Origin of the sequence: Vibrio sp. Vb339 (genome assembly GCF_902751245.1) — a bacterium.
Lineage (GTDB): Bacteria > Pseudomonadota > Gammaproteobacteria > Enterobacterales > Vibrionaceae > Vibrio > Vibrio coralliirubri.
Genome location: NZ_CADDIS010000007.1, coordinates 166,483 through 186,212 on the forward strand (window position 1 = coordinate 166,483; position 19,730 = coordinate 186,212).

The following is a 19,730-nucleotide window of genomic DNA, read 5'->3' on the forward strand; positions in this document are numbered from 1 at the left end:
GGTATCTTAAATTCTTGTGAAGTCGTTTCTGCTTATTTATTAAAATTCGCAGGTTCTCTTGTTGCTTGTAATATCTCAAATTTTTGGTTTAGTTCAAGCGTTTCAACGTTAGCTTCACCAAATAGTCTTGCTAGTTTGACATCGTATCCGAGGTGTCGGTTGCCAATAACAATTAATTTGCCTCCATTGCTAAGAACATGCTTTGCATCACAGAACATTTGCCACGCAATGTGATCCGTAATCGCTTGTTGTTGATGGAATGGAGGATTACACATCACTAAGTAGGTGCTGTTTTTCTTGAAGCCATCTAAACAGTTATTGGCGATGAACTGGAAGTTGCCTTCTTCACCAAGGTTATCCTTGACGTTTTGGCGCGCCGATTCCACCGCCATAAAGCTTTCATCCACACAGGTGATACGAGCTTGTGGGTTCAATTGCCCTGCTTTTACACTCAATACACCGTTGCCACAGCCAAGATCGATGATATGACGCAGCTCAGGATCTTGAGGGATGTGCTCTAGCATATAGCGAGCGCCCTGATCGAGTGCTTCCCCTGAGTAAACATTTGGTAAATTTTTCAATCGGATATCTTCACCGTCTACATCCCATTCAACAAAAGGCTCTACCGTTTGAATTGGCTGGCAGTTTGGAGATGAGAGTACTAAGCGGTGCTTTTTCTTCGCTAGTGATGTTTTGGTTTCGCCTAGGTATTTTTCGAATAGGTTAAGCGTAGAGGTGTGAATCTCTTTTACCTTGTTGACGCCAATCACTTGGCAGCCTTCAGGCAATGCTTGGCGTAGCTGGCTCAGTTGCCAGATTAGGTGACGATTTGTTTTTGGCAGCTGCATGATCACAAGATCGATACCGTGTGGGATATCATCCATCGTGTTCAAGAAGTTCACTCGGTTAGTTTGATTGCGCTGCAAGTTTTTCAGGGCACCACGGTGAGAGATAAATGAGTCGCTCATCATAGTGACATCATGATCTTTCGAGAACCAAGTCGATAGGGCACCGAAGCTATCGTTCATGATCAGGATGTGTTTGCCTGGTTCAAGGTTCATCTCTTCAACATGGCTAATAATGTATTCGTCGCCCGCATCCCAAGCTTGAAGGGTTTCATTTGAACGTTTCGGGAAACGATGTAAGGTCAAAGTTCTGTCGTGAAGGGTAAGTTCGGTTTTCATTGCTTGAGATACTTATGTAAGAAATAACAAAGATATTGTCTCAAATGCAGGCTGAACAAGATAGAAAAAACTCAACCAAACCTATGCCATTCGCTATCAAATATTCAGACACTCGACCTGTTAGGGTTTATACTCACCCCACGGATAATGCCAATACGTTATTAAGGAATCACAATGATCCAAGAAGTTATCGAAACAAAATTGCACAATGAGTTTTCACCAAGTCATTTAAACGTGGTTAATGAGAGCTATATGCACAATGTTCCGGCCGGTTCTGAGAGTCATTTTAAAGTGATTGTTGTCAGTGATGTGTTTGAAGGATTGCGTCTTATTGCTCGTCATCGAGCGGTAAATAAAGCTCTTTCAGAAGAGTTAGCGAATAATATTCACGCACTGTCCATTCACACTTATACAAAAGATGAATGGATGAAGCAGCTCGATAACGTGCCAGACAGCCCTATGTGTATGGGTGGTGGCAAGTAACAAAGCGAGCATATTGACAAAAGGTGGTGATGCCGCCTTTTTTGTCGCCAAACCTATGTGTTTTTCGTTGTTATATCACTCAAACTGATGGCAATTTGAACGACTAAAAATACCTACAATGAGTAATGTTTTTATTAACAGTGTTTCAACATAACTCGTAAAATAATAGTTTGTGACAGAGTATTAATCTCTTGTTTAAAACACGTTTCAAAAGCTATTTTATCTGTGCGGCTCGTCAAATTTATACATATTTGAGAGTCCATATGCTTCAAATCTCACCAAATAAACGCGGTATTCAAGTTATTGGTCATGGCATCAAGTTGTCAAAAAATGCTAGAATACGGCACCTGATAAATCTCACATAATCTTTGTGATGAGTTTATTAATGTAATGTTGCGATTTTGGTATCTCAAATTTACCAAAACCGGACACTGTAATGTCGTGTCTAAGGGCGATTTTAAAACGTCCCGAATTTACGCAATTAAAAGAATCTTTTTCCCGATAAAGTAGTGCAAGTGCGTATGATTACAATAAAGAAGGGTTTGGATCTTCCTATCGCAGGAACTCCATCCCAGGTGATTAATGATGGTAAGTCCATCACTAAAGTCGCCTTGCTTGGCGAAGAGTACGTTGGTATGCGTCCTACGATGCATGCTCGCGTTGGTGATGAAGTGAAGAAAGGCCAAGTTCTTTTTGCAGATAAAAAGAACCCAGGTGTTGTATTTACTTCTCCAGCAAGCGGTAAAGTTATTGAAGTGAACCGTGGTGCTAAGCGTGTTCTTCAATCAGTAGTGATTGAAGTAGCAGGCAATGAGCAAATCACGTTCAATAGCTATGAAGCTAACCAACTAGTAGGCCTTGACCGTGAAACGGTTAAAGCTCAGTTAGTTGAGTCTGGCGCATGGACCGCTTTGCGAACTCGTCCGTTCAGCAAGGTTCCAGCAGTTGATTCTGAAACTCAGGCTATTTTCGTTACTGCTATGGATACTAATCCGCTAGCAGCTGAGCCAGAATTAATCATTAACGAGCAGTCTGATGCTTTCGTTGCTGGTTTAGATCTTCTTTCAACTCTGACTAACGGTAAAGTGTACGTTTGTAAAAAAGGTACTAGCTTACCTCGTTCAGCTCAGTCTAACGTTGAAGAACATGTTTTTGATGGCCCACACCCTGCAGGTCTTGCAGGCACGCATATGCATTACCTATATCCGGTAAATGCACAAAATGTAGCGTGGAGCATTAACTACCAAGATGTTATCGCATTCGGTAAGCTTTTCCTTACTGGTGAGATTTACTCTGAGCGTGTTGTTTCTCTGGCTGGTCCAGTGGTTAACAACCCACGTCTAGTTCGTACTCAAATTGGTGCTAGCCTTGAAGAGTTGACAGACAGCGAGTTAATGCCAGGCGAAGTTCGTGTGATTTCTGGTTCTGTACTTACGGGTACTGAAGCAACAGGTCCACATGCTTTCCTTGGTCGTTACCATCAGCAAGTTTCTGTTCTACGTGAAGGTCGTGATAAAGAGCTATTCGGCTGGGCTATGCCTGGTAAGAACAAGTTCTCTGTTACTCGTTCATTCCTTGGTCACCTGTTTAAAGGTCAGTTGTTCAACATGACAACGACAACAAACGGTAGTGACCGCTCAATGGTTCCAATTGGTAACTACGAGCGCGTAATGCCTCTAGATATGGAACCTACATTGCTGCTTCGTGATCTATGTGCAGGCGACATTGATAGTGCTCAAGCACTTGGTGCGCTAGAGCTAGACGAAGAAGATGTAGCATTGTGTACCTTTGTATGTCCAGGTAAGTACGAGTACGGTCAACTACTTCGTGAATGCCTAGATACGATTGAGAAGGAAGGGTAATTTTCATGGGCCTTAAAAAGTTTCTTGAAGACATCGAGCATCATTTTGAACCAGGTGGTAAACACGAGAAGTGGTTTGCGCTTTATGAAGCAGCAGCGACAGTGTTCTACACGCCAGGTCTTATTACAAAGAAAAGCTCGCACGTTCGTGATAGCGTTGATTTAAAACGTATCATGATCATGGTTTGGTTCGCGGTATTCCCAGCAATGTTCTGGGGTATGTACAACGCGGGTGGCCAAGCTATCGCAGCACTTAACCATATGTACGCAGGCGCTGAACTAGCATCTGTTATCAGTGGTAACTGGCACTACTGGCTAACCGAAATGCTTGGAGCCTCCTTAGGAGCCGATGCAGGTGTTGGCAGTAAGATGCTACTTGGTGCGACATACTTCCTACCTATCTACGCAACGGTATTCATCGTTGGTGGTTTCTGGGAAGTTCTGTTCTGTATGGTGCGTAAGCACGAAGTAAACGAAGGTTTCTTTGTTACTTCTATCTTATTCGCGCTTATCGTTCCGCCAACACTTCCTCTATGGCAAGCAGCACTAGGTATTACCTTCGGTGTTGTAGTCGCTAAAGAGATCTTCGGTGGTACGGGTCGTAACTTCCTGAACCCTGCACTTGCTGGTCGTGCGTTCCTATTCTTTGCATACCCTGCACAGATTTCAGGTGACGTAGTTTGGACTGCTGCAGATGGTTTCTCTGGTGCAACTGCTCTTAGCCAATGGGCTCAAGGCGGCGGTAGCGCACTAATGAACGTAACATCTGGTGAAGCAATCACTTGGATGGACGCATTCATTGGTAACATCCCAGGTTCTATCGGTGAAGTATCGACTCTAGCACTTATGATTGGTGCAGCGATGATCGTTTACATGCGTATCGCTTCATGGCGCATCATTGCTGGTGTAATGATCGGTATGATTGCTGTGTCTACGCTGTTTAACGTGATCGGTTCTGATACTAACGCAATGTTCAGCATGCCTTGGCACTGGCATCTAGTTCTAGGTGGCTTCGCATTCGGTATGTTCTTCATGGCGACTGACCCAGTATCAGCTTCATTTACCAACAAAGGTAAGTGGTGGTACGGCATCCTAATCGGCGCAATGTGTGTAATGATTCGTGTAGTTAACCCTGCATACCCAGAAGGCATGATGCTTGCGATTCTATTCGCAAACCTATTTGCTCCTCTGTTTGACCACGTTGTAATCGAGAAGAACATTAAGCGGAGACTAGCGCGCTATGGCAAGTAATAACGATAGCATTAAAAAGACGCTGTTTGTTGTTATCGCATTGAGCCTAGTGTGCTCAATCATCGTTTCAACAGCTGCAGTTGTTCTTAAACCTAAGCAACAAGCTAACGCGGTTCTGGATCAGCAAACTAAGATCCTTGAAGTTGCGGGCATTGAACTTGCGGGTAATATCCCTGAACTGTACGCAGAGAACATTGAACCTCGTCTAGTTGATTTCGCTACTGGCGATTTCGTTGACGGCGATGCTGCTGCATACGACCAACGTAAAGCGGCAAAAGATCCAGCTCAGTCAATCAAGCTTTCAGCTGAAGATGACATCGCTAAGATCCTTCGTCGTGCTAACACGGGTACTGTATACCTTGTGAAAGATGGCGCTGAAACTTCTAAAGTTATCATCCCTGTTCACGGTAACGGTCTATGGTCAATGATGTACGCATTCGTTGCGGTAGAAACTGATGGCAACACAGTTTCTGGTATCACTTACTACGAGCAAGGTGAAACTCCTGGACTTGGTGGTGAAGTTGAGAACCCAACTTGGCGCGCTCAATTCGTTGGTAAGAAATTATTCGACGAAAACCACAAACCGGCTATTCAGGTTGTTAAAGGTGGCGCTCCTCAAGGTTCTGAGCACGGTGTAGATGGCCTTTCTGGTGCAACACTGACTAGCGTTGGTGTTCAACATACATTTGACTTCTGGTTAGGTGATATGGGCTTTGGTCCGTTCCTAGCAAAAGTTCGTGACGGAGGTCTGAACTAATGTCTAGTGCAAAAGAAATTAAAAAGAGCATCTTAGCGCCGGTGTTGGACAACAACCCAATCGCGCTACAGGTTCTTGGTGTGTGTTCTGCTCTTGCGGTAACCACTAAGCTAGAAACAGCATTTGTTATGACTATCGCGGTAATGTTTGTTACTGCTCTGTCTAACTTCTTCGTTTCTTTGATCCGTAACCACATTCCTAACAGTGTGCGTATCATCGTTCAGATGGCAATTATCGCATCACTAGTAATCGTGGTAGACCAAGTGCTTAAAGCATACCTATACGATATCTCGAAGCAGCTATCTGTATTCGTAGGCCTAATCATTACTAACTGTATTGTAATGGGTCGTGCTGAAGCATTCGCAATGAAGTCTGCACCAATCCCATCTCTAATCGATGGTCTTGGTAACGGTCTTGGTTACGGTTTCGTTCTTATCACTGTTGGTTTCTTCCGTGAGCTTTTAGGCTCTGGCAAACTATTTGGTATGGAAGTACTACCTCTAGTGAGCAACGGTGGTTGGTATCAGCCAAACGGCTTGATGCTTCTAGCACCTTCTGCATTCTTCCTAATTGGTTTCTTGATTTGGGCAATTCGTGTGTTCAAACCAGAACAAGTAGAAGCGAAGGGGTAAGGTAGTCATGGAACATTATATTAGTCTGCTAGTTAAATCGATTTTCATCGAAAACATGGCGCTTTCTTTCTTCCTAGGTATGTGTACATTCCTAGCGGTATCTAAGAAAGTTAAAACTTCTTTTGGTCTTGGTGTTGCGGTAGTTGTAGTACTTACAATCGCTGTTCCTGTAAACAATCTTGTTTACACACACATCCTGAAAGAAAACGCGCTTGTTGAAGGTGTCGATTTAAGTTTCCTTAACTTCATCGCATTCATCGGTGTTATCGCGGCACTTGTACAAATCCTAGAGATGGTTCTAGACCGTTTCTTCCCACCTTTGTACAACGCACTAGGTATCTTCCTTCCACTGATCACAGTTAACTGTGCAATCTTTGGTGGTGTATCTTTCATGGTAACTCGTGACTACAACTTTGCTGAATCTGTTGTTTACGGCTTCGGTTCTGGTGTGGGTTGGATGTTAGCTATCGTTGCTCTTGCGGGTATCCGTGAGAAGATGAAGTACTCTGACGTTCCTCCAGGTCTTCGTGGCCTTGGTATCACGTTCATTACTGTTGGTCTGATGGCGTTAGGCTTTATGTCTTTCTCTGGTGTTCAACTGTAGGGTAAGCACCCAGTAATAAGGAATAACAAATGCAAAGCATTATTCTTGGCGTAGCGATGTTTACCATTATTGTATTGGCTCTAGTACTAGTGATTCTTTTCGCTAAGTCTAAGCTAGTACCATCAGGTGACATCACTATTGCTGTAAACGGCGACCCTGAAAAGGCGATCGTTACTCAACCTGGTAGCAAGCTACTTGGTGCCCTAGCTGGCGCTGGTATCTTCGTATCTTCTGCTTGTGGTGGCGGTGGCTCTTGTGGTCAGTGTCGTGTAAAAGTTAAGTCTGGTGGTGGCGACATCCTTCCAACTGAACTTGATCACATCACAAAAGGTGAAGCTCGCGAAGGCGAACGTCTTGCATGTCAAGTTGCTATGAAAACTGACATGGAGATTGAACTAGACGAAGATATCTTTGGTGTTAAAAAGTGGGAATGTACTGTTATCTCGAATAACAACGAAGCTACTTTCATCAAAGAACTTGCTCTAGCGATCCCTGAAGGTGAAGAAGTTCCGTTCCGCGCGGGTGGTTACATTCAGATTGAAGCTGAACCACATCACGTGAAATACGCAGATTACGATATTCCTGAGGAATACCGTGGTGACTGGGATAAGTTCAACTTGTTCCGTTACGAGTCTATCGTTAAAGAGCATTCGATCCGTGCTTACTCTATGGCTTCATACCCAGAAGAGAAAGGCATCATCAAGCTTAACGTGCGTATCGCAACTCCGCCGCCAAACAATCCTGACGTAGCTCCTGGTGTGATGTCTTCATACATCTGGTCTCTTAAAGAAGGCGACAAATGTACTATTTCTGGTCCATTTGGTGAGTTCTTTGCTAAAGACACAGACAATGAAATGGTATTCATCGGTGGTGGTGCAGGTATGGCGCCAATGCGTTCACATATCTTCGACCAACTTAAGCGTCTTAACTCTACTCGTAAGATGTCTTACTGGTACGGTGCACGTTCTAAGCGTGAGATGTTCTACATTGAAGATTTCGATGGCCTAGCGGCTGCAAACGAGAACTTTGTGTGGCACTGTGCTCTGTCTGATCCTCAACCTGAGGACAACTGGGACGGTTACACAGGTTTCATCCACAACGTATTGTACGAAAACTACCTGAAGGATCACGAAGCTCCTGAAGACTGTGAGTACTACATGTGTGGTCCACCAATGATGAACGCGGCTGTTATCGGCATGCTGAAAGATCTTGGTGTAGAAGATGAAAACATCCTACTAGATGACTTCGGTGGTTAATCCATTTAAGTGATTGATATTATGGCTGACTCTCACGAGTCAGCCATTTGTTTTTCTAAGACTATTTTTGACAACATACTGGCTTATATAAGAAAGAGTAAGGCATTCAAAATACCTATTTTTTACTCTTATTTTTCCTTATATAAATCCTCAACATTAGACAGGAGTAAGCAAGTGAGAATTTGGCTTGTTGCATTAACTTCTTTGATTTTTCTTGCGGGCTGTGAGCAGGCAAGAGAGCAAGTGCATTTAAGTGGCCCGACTATGGGCACCAGTTACAATATTAAATACATCAATGGTGATGAATTTCCCGAGTCTAATGAAGTTCATACAGAGATCGATCGTCTACTCGAAGAAGTGAATGATCAAATGTCGACTTACCGTGAAGATTCAGAGCTGAGCCGTTTCAACCAACACAAAGGCGCTGACGCATTCGAAGTCTCTGAACAAACCGCTATCGTTGTGAAAGAAGCCATTCGTTTGAACGGTCTTACTGAAGGTGCGTTGGACGTTACGGTTGGTCCATTAGTTAATCTTTGGGGTTTTGGTCCTGAAGCGCGTCCGGAAGTAGTTCCATCAGATGAAGAGCTTGCTGCTCGTAAAGCTAAAGTCGGTATTCACCACTTGAGCGTTGAAGGCAACAAGCTAACTAAAGATTTGCCTAATTTGTACGTCGACCTGTCAACCATTGCAAAAGGTTGGGGCGTTGATGTTGTTGCTGATTACCTTGATTCCATTGGTATTCACAACTACATGGTAGAAGTCGGCGGTGAAATCCGTTTAAAAGGCCTTAACCGCGAAAGTGTAGGCTGGCGTATTGCCATCGAAAAGCCAAGTATTGACGAACGCAACATTCAAGAGATCATCGAACCTGGTGATATGGCGATCGCAACGTCTGGTGACTACCGCAACTATTTTGAGCGTGATGGTGTTCGTTACTCACACATCATCAACCCAGAAACAGGAAAGCCTCTTCATCATAAAGTGGTTTCTGTGACTGTTTTAAACCCGTCTTCAATGACTGCAGACGGCTTATCTACGGGCCTTATGGTCTTAGGTGAGGAAAAAGGAATGGAAGTCGCAAACCAACATAACATCCCAGTGTTCATGGTGGTAAAAACAGCAGATGGCTTTAAAGAAATTGCTTCTGAAGCATTTAAGCCATACTTAGGTAAATAAGGTAAGCGAGATAATTATGAATACATTTCTGATTACATTTGGTGTTTTTCTTGCAGTAATCGCAGCGATGTCAATTGGCTACATTATCCAAAAGAAAGTTGTGAAAGGTAGCTGTGGCGGTTTGGGTGCTGTTGGTATTGATAAAGTATGTAACTGCCCTGAACCTTGTGACGCGCGTAAGAAGCGTGAAGCACGTGAAGCTTACCGTGAAGAGAAGCTGGCTGAGCGTCAACAAAAAGAAGCGGCTTGGAGTAAAGACCGTATCGCTTAATTGGTGACAGTCATTAGGGGTAGAGTTATCTATGCCCTTAAATTGAAAAGCTCAAGATTACCGTCTTGAGCTTTTTTAGTTTTGAAGTATAGCAATTAATCTTGGCATACTAAAAATGGAAACAAAAGCGAATGACTATTGTTCGATTTGCATGCTGTTACGCGCAAACACTAGCTGGTTTCTACCTTGCTCTTTTGCCGTATAAAGAAGCTCATCAGCGGCTTTGATCTGCTCATCTAGCTTCGCGTCTAAATCGGTTACGCCGATACTGATACTGACCTTGATTCTTTGAGAGTCATGCTCAACAACATGGCTTTCAATGGCTTCTCTCATGGACTCTAAGTTGTCAACAAAGCTCTCAAATGCACCGCATGACTGAATACAAAACTCTTCACCACCGAAGCGCACAGCGACATCGTCTTTGAAATGATCTTTGATGATTTTCCCTACATCGATCAGCACTGCATCACCACCATCGTGGCCAAAGGTATCATTCACTTTCTTAAAGAAGTCGATATCCATCATCGCGATGTTTCGTTGATCGCAGCCTTTACAAGGATGATTGAACAGGTAGCGACGATTCCATAAGCCAGTAAGAGCATCCTCGTTGGCATGTCGAAACAGCTCATTGGCTGCTTCTTTCATATCAAGCAGTTGATGGATTCGGCAGAAAAACTCTTCTTGGTTAAAAGGCTTGTAAAGGAAGTCGTTAGCCCCCGCTTTAAGGAATCGCGCTGTCATGGTGCGGTCATCGCTGCCCGATAGACCTAGAATGGCCAGCTGGTTTCTGTCGTGATCACGTCGAATCTCACGGATCATCGCTATACCGTCTTTCTTCGGCATATCATGGTCTGTAACAACGAATGTAATATCGGGATCGTTATGAAGAAGCTTTAATGCTTGTTCGCCATCTTCGGCTTGGATAGTTTGGATATATTGGTGTTCTAGAAGTTGAGCTATGTAACGGCGAACGACTGCTGAATCATCGACAACCAATGCTTTGTGGTGGCGATTATTCGAAATTCTTTGAACCAGAGGGAGTAGGTAGCTTACTGATGACATACTGTCTTTAAGTATGTAATCGATAACGCCTTTGGCTAGGACTTGCTCTCGCAGTTGATTGTCAAACATCCCGGTCAGGACAATGATTTTCTGTTGGTAGCCTAAGACGAGGTCAATGATCTCACCGTCTTGCCCGTCAGGTAAGCAGTAATCCAATACGGCACACAAGAAATCTGTCTCTTGTTCCAAGATGTTTTTTGCTTCTGCAATCGATTCAGCAACTGCTACCTCATAACCGCTATTTTTAAGCTGTTGGTACAGGTAGTTGCGGAATGCTCGGCTATCTTCCACTACTAGTATTTTTTCACTCACAAGCGATCCCTACTTATAGACTAAATACTCGTTAACAATAGTATCAGAAGAGCTCATGGCTATTGAAGCGAAACCTCTTTAGCTGGACTCGAGATCGTTTTAAATCTGATAATAATTGGATTATACTGTTTATAGACACAGTTGTAAGGTCGAGTAATTCCTAGATGTGTAGCGCGGGTGAAGAGAAAGTAAGAAAAATAATTCATGTTGATATGGATTGTTTTTACGCGGCTGTAGAAATGCGTGATAACCCTGCTTACCGAAATCGCCCGTTAGCTGTTGGTGGGCATGAAAAGCAACGCGGCGTTTTGAGCACCTGTAATTATGAAGCCCGCAAGTTTGGTGTTCGCTCTGCAATGCCTACCGGAAAAGCCCTACAGCTTTGTCCTAATCTATTGGTTGTGCCGGGAAGAATGTCGGTCTATGTCGAGATATCTAAAAAGATCCGTGAAATCTTCTCTCGATACACATCAATCATTGAACCTCTTTCCTTGGATGAAGCTTTCCTTGATGTCACCGATTCTAAACAGTGTCACGGTTCGGCCACTCTGATTGCAGAGTCGATTCGCCGTGATATTTGGAACGAACTGAACCTGACCGCTTCTGCTGGTATTGCACCGATTAAATTCTTGGCGAAAGTGGCCTCGGATCTGAATAAGCCCAATGGTCAGTTTGTGATCCCTCCACAGGACGTTCAAGCTGTGATTGATGAGCTGCCACTTGAAAAGATTCCCGGTGTTGGCAAGGTGAGCATTGAAAAGCTGCATCAAGCGGGTTTCTTTACTTGTAAGGATATTAAAGAGTCTGATTATCGAGACCTGCTACTCAAGTTTGGCCGCCAAGGTGCATCACTCTGGAAGCGCAGTCATGGCATTGATGATCGAGAAGTTATCATCGAGCGCGAGCGAAAATCGGTAGGCGTAGAGCGCACCTTCACTCAAAATATTTCAACTTACGCTGAATGTTGGCAGGTAATCGAAGACAAGCTATTTCCTGAACTCGAAACTCGCTTAGAAAAAGCCAGCCCAAGTAAAGCGATTATCAAGCAGGGCATTAAGCTCAAGTTCGCCGACTTTCAACAAACCACGATTGAACACATCCACGCCTCTCTCGATCGTGAACATTTCAAAGAACTGCTAAGTGAAATACTGAAAAGGCAACAGGGGAGAGAAATACGTCTGCTTGGTTTAAGCGTAATGCTGCAACCCAAAGACCAAATGCGTCAGTTGAGTTTCTTTTAGGGAAAGGCGCTGAGAATTTAGGCTTAGAGGTGGTACTGGAAGTGTTGGTGTTTTAATGCCGACTAGGTTTGATAACCTAGTCGGTTTTTTCTAAACAAGGAAGTTGGGTTACCTAGGAAGCAGTTTAACTCGCGCTAAGGTATCACTGAACGGTTGCTGCTCTAGCTTGCCGTAACCGACCATTTTGCTGGCTTTCAGTTTGGTTGAAAGCGGGGTGGCGATTCCGCATAAGAAGCGAGTAATTGCCTCGTCGGTAATCAGTTGTTGGCTAGCCGAAATAAACTCATGTATCCATGTCATCACCGTCTCATCATCGATAGGTTCAACATCAACGGTTGGTAAGATTGCCACTTCTCCTCGACATACAGAGCAATGACCGCAGTTTGTTGGCGCTTTATCATCGGCAAAGTAACTCGCAAGGCGTGAGCTTAGGCAAGTATCCGCCTCAAAGAAATTCAGCATTTGGTTTAGGCGGTTTATCTCGCTGTTTTCTTTTGCTTTAAACAACTCAGTTAGACGCTCTGACAGTTGCATCATATCTTCAGAAGTATTGTGGATTGCGTAGACATCGGTGATCTGCTTGCTTTCTAGTTCAATCCAACCTTGTTCATTGAAGTAGTCGATAGCCGCAATCACACGCTGGCGATCGGCTTGGTAGTGAGTCCAAAGCGCATCGAAGTCGACTTGGCACCACACTCTTGCTTGAGGAGAGCATTGGAAAATAGCTTCGACAAATTGACGACGTTCACTTTGGAACTGTTCGGTGATTTGTTGTTTCGGGCGAATGAACTTAAATTTGTAGTCTGCGAAGTAACTGTACTTAGGCTCGATCACGCCTTCAATTTCGAGATACACCAGCAGAGTTTTTAGCGGTAACTGACGAATGTTGGATTCACGTGATAGTTGGTTAAGCATGATCTCCCATTGATTCGAGCCAGAAGCGCCAATGTTTTGATTTTCGTAAATCTCTTTTAATACCGCTTGGATCGATATCTTGTCTGGCGTATCACCAAAAACGAAGTTCTCGAGTGTGCTCAAACCATGTTTGTTAGCCAGTAAAATACATTCAGACGCTTGCCCATCTCGGCCAGCTCTGCCGATCTCTTGCGAGTAGTTTTCGATCGATTTTGGTAGGTCAAAGTGAATTACTCGGCGGATGTTAGATTTATCTACGCCCATACCAAACGCAATGGTTGCCACGATACAGCTCACTTCATCATTCATGAATTGATGTTGAATAGCATCTCTATTTTCAGGCTTAAGACCGGCATGGTAAGCCACAGCATTAACGCCAGCGTTTCGAAGCTGCTGAGCCACCATCTCAGCTGTTTGTTGAAGGGTGACATAAACAATAGTCGGAGCGAGAGAAGCTTGGTTAACCACATTGCACAAGGTTTCTAGCTTGCTGGTTTGTTCACAAGGTTGAATCGATAGATCGAGGTTTTGACGATAGAAGCCCGTAACCACAACGCGCTCCTCATCAATTTCAAACTTTGAGTTCATGTCTTGGATAACTGAAGTGGTCGCGGTGGCTGTCAGTAGCAGAACCTGAGGAATATTGAGCTGTTTTTGGTATTGAGGAAGCTTCAGGTAATCGGGTCTGAAGTTGTGTCCCCACTCTGAAATACAGTGCGCTTCATCGACTACAAGCAGTGAGATCGGCACTTGAGAGATAAACTGGCGAAAGCGTTCGTTCTTCAAGCGCTCAACGGAGATCATGAGGATCTTGGTGTCACCGTTACGTACCGACTGCATAACCTGTTGTGTGGTTTGTCTGTCTTGGCTTGACTCGATTGCCGCTGCGCTAATGCCTTTACTGTGCAGGAAAGCGAGTTGGTCTTTCATCAAGGCTAACAGCGGCGATATCACCAAGGTTAAGTGCGGCAACTCTAATGCTGGTAATTGATAGCACAGCGATTTACCTGAGCCTGTCGGGAATATCGCGGCAGTCGAGTGACCAGATAGAACATTATCAATGACTTGCTTTTGCCCATTACGCAGTGAGTCGAATCCGAATACTTGTTTTAGCTTCTGCTCAATCATTTATGTTCTACCTGAGTTATTAAGTGTCGTATTGATGCTAAAGCGGGCGCCTATTCATGATAGCGTCGCTTGATGAATCAAATGTCTTGCACCTGATTGTACCTAATTCTATTCTGTAGCTCCTATAGAAAAGCACCCCAATAGTATGAATAAGTCTGAGCTTCACCAAATAATCATCGAGCAACTCGAATCCCGATTACGTATCGCACAATCTGCTACTCAACGCGCGATTGACGCTGCGACAGATGAAGAGACAGTGCCTGAGCATAAGTACGATACACTGGCACTAGAAGCTTCGTATCTTGCTCATGGTCAAGCGGTGAGGGTACAAGAGTGTGAAGACGACATTCAGTGTTATCGTAACTTAGTGTTGCGTGATAGTGAGAAGATTACGGTGAGCAGTTATGTTGTGGTCATTGACGAGCATGATCAATATAAACATTTCTTTATGGGGCCGAGAGTCGGCGGACTTTCTGTCACGTGGAATGACAAGGAAGTAGCTATTGTGACGGCAAATGCACCTTTCGGTCAGGCTCTAATGGGTAAAGAAGTTGGCGATGAGATTGAATTTAAGGTCGCTGATAAACAGTTTTGCTATGAAGTTATCTCTATCGACTAACTGGTTGATTAGTAGATATTAAACGTTTCTCTGACAAAGAAGCATATACCAAGGGTATAGTAATCTGTCAGATTGATGAGAGGATGTTATGAAAAACAATGTATTAATTGCATCACTAACAGCGGTTATCGCTGTTGTGAGCCTGCCAACGTTTGCAGCGCAGTGTCGAGTTGATTTGAAAAATGAACTAAGAATCGATGATCAAAAAGTCGAAATCCATCAAGTGAATGGTGATACGGCCGTTTTTGATGATAACAACGACCTCTATATCCATGGTGAGAAGGTTGAGCTTGATGCCGACCAACAAGCGGCGATTGAGAAATATCGCGAAAATATGAGTGAGTACTTACCTCGAGCGAAACAAATGGCCAACGATAGCTTAGCGTTAGCCAATGACGTGATTGATGATATCGCGGCTAGCCTGGATTCACCTGAGTCATTTGATAACGTAAAAGAATCAATGAAAACCTACTTTGCAGAACTGGAAGCGCGTTACTACAAAGATGGCGAGTTAGTGTTACCAGCAGAAAGCTTTGATTCTATGGCCAATGGCTGGTCTGAAGATTTCGAGAAGGCAAAAGAGATCTTTAACCAAGAATTTATCTCTAGTGCTTTTAATGCGATGTCAGAAAAGATGAAACAAGACGGTGGCCTAAACCTGACTGAATTAGCTGACAGCATGGCTGAATTACAGCTGAAAGTTGAAGAGCGAATGAAAGAACACTCTCAACAAGTACAAGAAGAAGCGAATGAGTTCTGCGATTCTCTGGATGAGATGGCGGAACAAGAGCAAGAGTTGCATGAAATCATTCCGAACCTAAAAGACTATCAAGTCTTCACGATCTAATCTGAATTGACTGATGAATCACAAGAGCACCGTTTGGTGCTCTTTTTGTTTGTATAAATGGAACCACACGGCGAGTATTTATCTCTATTTAATCTATTTCCTTCTCAAGCCTTCCACTTCGCTTTGTTGCTTCTAATTGAACGATAAGACTGGTTATTTGTTAATTTTGTGGTTCTAAATAGCGCATTGATTGTAAAAATCAGAGAATTGTTCATTTATTAGTTGTGCCTATCATTGCTTTTTATTACTGTACTTCTCAACTAGTTCACTGATTTTTAATGCGGGCGATATGGACCAACAATCTTCCTCTTCAAGAGAGCACTTTAGCTCTCGTTTAGGCTTTATTTTAGCAGCGGCTGGTGCAGCGGTTGGCTTGGGTAATATTTGGGGCTTCCCGACTCAAGTTGCCAGCAACGGTGGCGGTGCTTTCCTTTTGGTCTATTTGATCATGATCTTCGTGGTTGCTTTCCCAATGCTGGTGGTAGAGATGGCTATCGGCCGTCATGGCCAAGCAAACCCAGTTGATAGCATGCGATCTTTGACGACAAACCCTTTGGGTAAGAAAGTCGGTGAGTTTGTCGGTTGGATTGGACTGAGTGTACCAAGCGCTGTGTTGGCGTTTTACAGTATTGTTGGTGGTTGGTTGATCTGCTTCCTAATTGGTGCGGTCGCGGATCTTATCGGTCTAGAAGCGATTGCTGATTGGTTTAAAGGCTTCAGTGTTGAGCGCAACGTATTTGGTACCGTCGCGTTTTATGTACTGACTATCTTGATTGTGCAGGGCGGTGTTAAACAAGGCATCGAGAAGTGGTCGACTCGTCTGATGCCTGCGCTGTTTGTTTTATTTGGCTTATTGTTTGTTTACATCATGACGCAATCTGGCGCGATGGAAGGCCTAAAACATTACCTAGTCCCAGACTTTGAGAAAGTGTGGGATAGAAAACTGATTCTGGCGGCAATGGGACAGGGGTTCTTCTCACTCACCATTGGTGGTTGCTCGATGTTGGTTTATGGCTCTTACTTAAGTAAGAAAGAGAACCTGCCAAAAATGGCGATGAACGTAACTTTGGTGGATACTGCTGTCGCTTTTATTGCTGGCCTAGTGGTGATGCCTGCAATGTTTGTTGCGATGCAAAAGGGCGTACAAATCTATGCGGAAGATGGCTCACTATTAAGTTCTGACACGCTCGTATTCACGGTTCTACCGTTGATGTTTGATAGTTTAGGTGTGCTTGGTCAGATCTTTGCGATTGTGTTCTTCTTACTACTAACGATTGCTGCACTGACTTCGTCGATTTCGATGCTTGAAGGCCCTGTAGCGCTAGTGAGTGAGCGTTTCAATACTAGACGAACGCCAACAAGCTGGGTGATTGGTGGTGCTATCGCGCTGTTTAGTGTGGTGATTGTTTACAACTTTGCTGCGATGTTTGGCATGGTAGCGATGATTGCAACTCAGTATCTTCAACCAGTCGCAGCACTGATGTTCTGTGTGTTTGGTGGTTGGGTGTGGAGCCGAGCTTCAAAAGTGAAAGAGCTTGAACAAGGTTGTCCGGATTTCCAATTGGGTTGGTTTGGTAAGGTTTGGCCAATGTATGTGAAGTTTGTGTGCCCAATCTTGGTAGCAACGGTTATCTGGGCTTCTTTCGGTTAATGCAGAACCCTTTCAGGGCTTTTTGAAATTACCTCCTCAGAACTTGAAATATTAAGCACAAGGCCACTCATAAGAGTGGCTTTGTTGTTTTAATATAAAGCTATAGCAGCACGAACAAGATAGAAAAAAGGCGCTGAACATAATATTCAGCGCCTTTGTAGTGTTCGTTCAGCAATCGTGATTACTTGATTTCCATACCTTGAGCTTGCAAGTCTGCATGGTAAGAAGAACGTACAAACGGGCCACACGCTGCGTGAGTGAAGCCTAGCTCTAGAGCAATCTCTTTCAGCTCATCGAACTCAGAAGGCGGCACGTAGCGTTCTACTGGTAAGTGGTGACGGCTTGGTGCTAGGTATTGGCCTAGTGTCAGCATCGTCACACCATGTTCACGAAGGTCTTTCAGTACTTGAACGATCTCTTCTTTTGTCTCACCAAGACCCATCATCACACCTGATTTTGTTGGGATATCAGGGTGCTGCTCTTTGAATTTCTTCAGTAGATCAAGAGACCACTTGTAGTTCGCACCTGGACGCGCTTTACGGTATAGACGTGGCGCTGTCTCTAGGTTGTGGTTGAAAACATCTGGCGGGTTGTCTTTCATTAGATCAAGTGCAACGTCCATACGACCGCGGAAGTCTGGAACCAGAGTTTCGATACGAATATTTGGGTTTAGTTCGCGAATCTCACGGTTACAGTCAGCAAAGTGCTGAGCACCGCCGTCACGCAAGTCATCACGGTCAACTGAAGTGATTACAACGTACTTCAGTTTCATGTCTTTAATCGTCTTAGCCAGTTTCTTCGGCTCTTCAGCTTCAGGAGCAACAGGACGACCATGGGCAACATCACAGAACGGGCAGCGACGAGTACAGATAGCGCCAAGAATCATAAACGTTGCCGTACCGTGGTTGAAACACTCGGCTAGGTTAGGGCAAGACGCTTCTTCACAAACTGAGTGCAGGTTGTTTTTGCGCATTGCTGATTTGATTTCTTGAATACGATGGCTGTCTGAAGGAAGTTTAATCTTCATCCATTCAGGTTTACGTAGAACTTCTTTCTGTTCAGCAGGCATATTCTTTACGGGAATTAATGCCATTTTGTCAGCGTCACGATATTTAACGCCTTTTTCCATTTGGATTGGTTTGCTCATGATTTTATGCTTCTGCTGTAATGTTACTGGTGGCTTGAATGTCTACTTGGTCATAGCCGAGTAGCTCTACGAGCTCTTGTATTAACTGTTGCTCAACGTTTTCTAGTTCACTTGGTCCGCCGAGTTGGCTTACCTGCGCCATTTCCATACCTTGGTAACCACATGGGTTAATACGTAGGAATGGAGACAGGTCCATATCGACGTTGAGTGCTAGCCCGTGGAACGAGCAGCCACGTCGAATACGTAATCCGAGTGAACAGATTTTCTTGCCATCGACATAAACACCAGGAGCGTCAGGTCGGGCAGCTGAATCTATATTGTAAGCTTTCAGAGTATTGATTACGAGGTTCTCGATATGAGTAACCAAATCACGCACTCCGAATTTCTTGCGGCGGATGTTAATCAGAAAGTAAGCCACTAATTGGCCTGGGCCGTGATAAGTCACTTGGCCACCGCGATCGCTTTGTATTACAGGGATATCACCGGCATTTAATACATGCTCAGCTTTGCCTGCTTGTCCTTGAGTGAAGACAGGGTTGTGCTCAACCAACCAAACTTGGTCTACGTCTTCTTCCGTGCGTTCGTCTGTGAACTTATGCATGGCTTTCCATACAGGTTCGTAATCCTGACGGCCTAATTTTTTTACGATTAGCTTATTTTGCAAAGCTGCACTCCCTCAAGGATTAATAAAGTGAACGCATTATAAACGCGAAACATGATTCTAACTACAGACGGACTGCAAGGTTTTTCAACTTTCTTTGTATTTATTGAAAATTAAGTTGAGTGAATTTGAGTTCTTTACGGGGCTTTAAACAAAAACAGCGGCAATAAGCCGCTGTTTTTCATGTGTAATCGGAGATTACAGAACCATACGAACGATTTCGATCTCGCCCAGTTCTTTATAAAGAGTTTCTACTTGTTCAATTGAAGTCGCAGTAATATTGATAGAAACAGAGTGGTAGTTGCCTTTCGCACTCGGTTTTAGTGTTGGGCTATAGTCACCAGGAGCGTGGCGCTGGATCACTTCTAGTACTAGCTCAGTCAGTTCTGGCTTAGCGTGGCCCATTACTTTGTAAGTGAATGAACAAGGGAACTCTAAGAGGTCTTTTAGTTTTGCATCAGAATTGATGTTCATGATTAGCTCCAAAAGGCTAGACTCTCGCAAATTGGCGAAATGTCGATAAAAAGCGTGTTCGGTCAACAGACACGAGTAATAAGGCGGAATATTACGTGTAAATATCACCGAACTCAAGATCAACAAAAGCCGCACATGGCGGCTTTTGGTTCACTAATGAGTAAATCATGAACTTACTCATTAGGTTAGCTATAC

The 19,730-nt window shown here is 44.0% G+C and carries 19 protein-coding genes; 13 read left to right on the forward strand and 6 right to left on the reverse strand.

The annotated features are described in order from the left end of the window. Nucleotides 1–32: 32 nt before the first annotated feature. Nucleotides 33–1,184, reverse strand: a complete 1,152-nt coding sequence (locus HRQ85_RS22560; protein ID WP_172380658.1) for a methyltransferase — start codon at nt 1,182–1,184, stop codon at nt 33–35. A 174-nt stretch (nt 1,185–1,358) separates the two neighbouring features. On the opposite strand from HRQ85_RS22560, the gene bolA reads away from it, so the two are divergent. From bolA to nqrM, 9 genes are all read left to right on the forward strand, one after another. After that, the gene (gene bolA, locus HRQ85_RS22565; protein ID WP_017064186.1) at nt 1,359–1,667 is read left to right on the forward strand and encodes a transcriptional regulator BolA; all 309 of its coding nucleotides are present in this window, start codon (nt 1,359–1,361) and stop codon (nt 1,665–1,667) included. 521 nt (nt 1,668–2,188) lie between these two features. Next, nucleotides 2,189–3,529 (forward strand): Na(+)-translocating NADH-quinone reductase subunit A, encoded by a 1,341-nt coding sequence (locus HRQ85_RS22570; RefSeq protein WP_019823845.1) that lies wholly within the window; start codon nt 2,189–2,191, stop codon nt 3,527–3,529. 5 nt (nt 3,530–3,534) lie between these two features. After that, nucleotides 3,535–4,779, forward strand: a complete 1,245-nt coding sequence (locus HRQ85_RS22575; protein WP_017067139.1) for an NADH:ubiquinone reductase (Na(+)-transporting) subunit B — start codon at nt 3,535–3,537, stop codon at nt 4,777–4,779. Then, complete coding sequence (locus HRQ85_RS22580) at nt 4,769–5,536, forward strand: Na(+)-translocating NADH-quinone reductase subunit C (protein WP_019823841.1); 768 nt, start codon at nt 4,769–4,771, stop codon at nt 5,534–5,536. Before HRQ85_RS22575 ends, HRQ85_RS22580 begins: the two co-directional genes overlap by 11 nt. Then, entirely contained in the window at nt 5,536–6,168 is a 633-nt protein-coding gene (locus tag HRQ85_RS22585) for an NADH:ubiquinone reductase (Na(+)-transporting) subunit D (protein ID WP_008223083.1), read from the forward strand. Before HRQ85_RS22580 ends, HRQ85_RS22585 begins: the two co-directional genes overlap by 1 nt. Nucleotides 6,169–6,175: 7 nt before the next feature. After that, a complete protein-coding gene (gene nqrE, locus HRQ85_RS22590; protein ID WP_009848375.1) occupies nt 6,176–6,772 on the forward strand; it encodes an NADH:ubiquinone reductase (Na(+)-transporting) subunit E in 597 nt (198 codons plus the stop codon). A 29-nt stretch (nt 6,773–6,801) separates the two neighbouring features. Further along, nucleotides 6,802–8,028 carry an NADH:ubiquinone reductase (Na(+)-transporting) subunit F gene (gene nqrF, locus HRQ85_RS22595; protein WP_017631923.1) on the forward strand — a complete coding sequence of 409 codons (1,227 nt, stop codon included), beginning with the start codon at nt 6,802–6,804 and terminating at the stop codon, nt 8,026–8,028. A 174-nt stretch (nt 8,029–8,202) separates the two neighbouring features. After that, nucleotides 8,203–9,207 (forward strand): FAD:protein FMN transferase, encoded by a 1,005-nt coding sequence (locus HRQ85_RS22600; protein ID WP_048607978.1) that lies wholly within the window; start codon nt 8,203–8,205, stop codon nt 9,205–9,207. Between the two features lie 16 nt (nt 9,208–9,223). Next, nucleotides 9,224–9,478: a (Na+)-NQR maturation NqrM gene (gene nqrM / locus HRQ85_RS22605; protein WP_009848378.1), complete on the forward strand. Its 255-nt coding sequence runs from the start codon at nt 9,224–9,226 to the stop codon at nt 9,476–9,478. A 135-nt stretch (nt 9,479–9,613) separates the two neighbouring features. Here the strand turns inward: nqrM and HRQ85_RS22610 are convergent, their stop codons facing one another. Then, the gene (locus HRQ85_RS22610; protein WP_050619909.1) at nt 9,614–10,852 is read right to left on the reverse strand and encodes a GGDEF domain-containing response regulator; all 1,239 of its coding nucleotides are present in this window, start codon (nt 10,850–10,852) and stop codon (nt 9,614–9,616) included. A gap of 164 nt (nt 10,853–11,016) precedes the next feature. On the opposite strand from HRQ85_RS22610, the gene dinB reads away from it, so the two are divergent. Continuing rightward, nucleotides 11,017–12,093, forward strand: coding sequence for a DNA polymerase IV (gene dinB, locus HRQ85_RS22615; protein ID WP_050052879.1), 1,077 nt, complete (start codon nt 11,017–11,019; stop codon nt 12,091–12,093). Between the two features lie 108 nt (nt 12,094–12,201). On the opposite strand, the gene HRQ85_RS22620 is transcribed toward dinB, so the two are convergent. After that, on the reverse strand, nt 12,202–14,136 hold the full coding sequence (locus HRQ85_RS22620) for a RecQ family ATP-dependent DNA helicase (protein ID WP_172380659.1): 1,935 nt from the start codon (nt 14,134–14,136) through the stop codon (nt 12,202–12,204). Nucleotides 14,137–14,281: 145 nt separating this feature from the next. On the opposite strand from HRQ85_RS22620, the gene HRQ85_RS22625 reads away from it, so the two are divergent. From HRQ85_RS22625 to HRQ85_RS22635, 3 genes are all read left to right on the forward strand, one after another. Beyond that, entirely contained in the window at nt 14,282–14,755 is a 474-nt protein-coding gene (locus HRQ85_RS22625; protein ID WP_172380660.1) for a GreA/GreB family elongation factor, read from the forward strand. An 88-nt stretch (nt 14,756–14,843) separates the two neighbouring features. Next, nucleotides 14,844–15,602, forward strand: a complete 759-nt coding sequence (locus tag HRQ85_RS22630) for a YggN family protein (protein ID WP_172380661.1) — start codon at nt 14,844–14,846, stop codon at nt 15,600–15,602. A 289-nt stretch (nt 15,603–15,891) separates the two neighbouring features. Further along, nucleotides 15,892–17,253 carry a sodium-dependent transporter gene (locus tag HRQ85_RS22635; protein ID WP_048614238.1) on the forward strand — a complete coding sequence of 454 codons (1,362 nt, stop codon included), beginning with the start codon at nt 15,892–15,894 and terminating at the stop codon, nt 17,251–17,253. A 181-nt stretch (nt 17,254–17,434) separates the two neighbouring features. On the opposite strand, the gene lipA is transcribed toward HRQ85_RS22635, so the two are convergent. The 3 genes from lipA to ybeD form a co-directional block, all read right to left on the reverse strand. Further along, complete coding sequence (lipA, locus tag HRQ85_RS22640; RefSeq protein WP_017059920.1) at nt 17,435–18,400, reverse strand: lipoyl synthase; 966 nt, start codon at nt 18,398–18,400, stop codon at nt 17,435–17,437. A gap of 4 nt (nt 18,401–18,404) precedes the next feature. Beyond that, nucleotides 18,405–19,064 (reverse strand): lipoyl(octanoyl) transferase LipB, encoded by a 660-nt coding sequence (lipB, locus tag HRQ85_RS22645; protein WP_004737632.1) that lies wholly within the window; start codon nt 19,062–19,064, stop codon nt 18,405–18,407. A 195-nt stretch (nt 19,065–19,259) separates the two neighbouring features. Then, on the reverse strand, nt 19,260–19,538 hold the full coding sequence (gene ybeD, locus HRQ85_RS22650) for a DUF493 family protein YbeD (RefSeq protein WP_026084358.1): 279 nt from the start codon (nt 19,536–19,538) through the stop codon (nt 19,260–19,262). Nucleotides 19,539–19,730 lie beyond the last annotated feature (192 nt).

What these genes read in the sequence shown, in the direction of transcription:
- HRQ85_RS22560 (WP_172380658.1), bottom strand. Translation starts at nt 1,184, where the DNA reads ATGAAAACCGAACTTACCCTTCACGACAGAACTTTGACCTTACATCGT.
- bolA (WP_017064186.1), top strand. Translation starts at nt 1,359, where the DNA reads ATGATCCAAGAAGTTATCGAAACAAAATTGCACAATGAGTTTTCACCA.
- HRQ85_RS22570 (WP_019823845.1), top strand. Translation starts at nt 2,189, where the DNA reads ATGATTACAATAAAGAAGGGTTTGGATCTTCCTATCGCAGGAACTCCA.
- HRQ85_RS22575 (WP_017067139.1), top strand. Translation starts at nt 3,535, where the DNA reads ATGGGCCTTAAAAAGTTTCTTGAAGACATCGAGCATCATTTTGAACCA.
- HRQ85_RS22580 (WP_019823841.1), top strand. Translation starts at nt 4,769, where the DNA reads ATGGCAAGTAATAACGATAGCATTAAAAAGACGCTGTTTGTTGTTATC.
- HRQ85_RS22585 (WP_008223083.1), top strand. Translation starts at nt 5,536, where the DNA reads ATGTCTAGTGCAAAAGAAATTAAAAAGAGCATCTTAGCGCCGGTGTTG.
- nqrE (WP_009848375.1), top strand. Translation starts at nt 6,176, where the DNA reads ATGGAACATTATATTAGTCTGCTAGTTAAATCGATTTTCATCGAAAAC.
- nqrF (WP_017631923.1), top strand. Translation starts at nt 6,802, where the DNA reads ATGCAAAGCATTATTCTTGGCGTAGCGATGTTTACCATTATTGTATTG.
- nqrM (WP_009848378.1), top strand. Translation starts at nt 9,224, where the DNA reads ATGAATACATTTCTGATTACATTTGGTGTTTTTCTTGCAGTAATCGCA.
- dinB (WP_050052879.1), top strand. Translation starts at nt 11,017, where the DNA reads ATGTGTAGCGCGGGTGAAGAGAAAGTAAGAAAAATAATTCATGTTGAT.
- HRQ85_RS22620 (WP_172380659.1), bottom strand. Translation starts at nt 14,136, where the DNA reads ATGATTGAGCAGAAGCTAAAACAAGTATTCGGATTCGACTCACTGCGT.
- HRQ85_RS22625 (WP_172380660.1), top strand. Translation starts at nt 14,282, where the DNA reads ATGAATAAGTCTGAGCTTCACCAAATAATCATCGAGCAACTCGAATCC.
- HRQ85_RS22630 (WP_172380661.1), top strand. Translation starts at nt 14,844, where the DNA reads ATGAAAAACAATGTATTAATTGCATCACTAACAGCGGTTATCGCTGTT.
- HRQ85_RS22635 (WP_048614238.1), top strand. Translation starts at nt 15,892, where the DNA reads ATGGACCAACAATCTTCCTCTTCAAGAGAGCACTTTAGCTCTCGTTTA.
- lipA (WP_017059920.1), bottom strand. Translation starts at nt 18,400, where the DNA reads ATGAGCAAACCAATCCAAATGGAAAAAGGCGTTAAATATCGTGACGCT.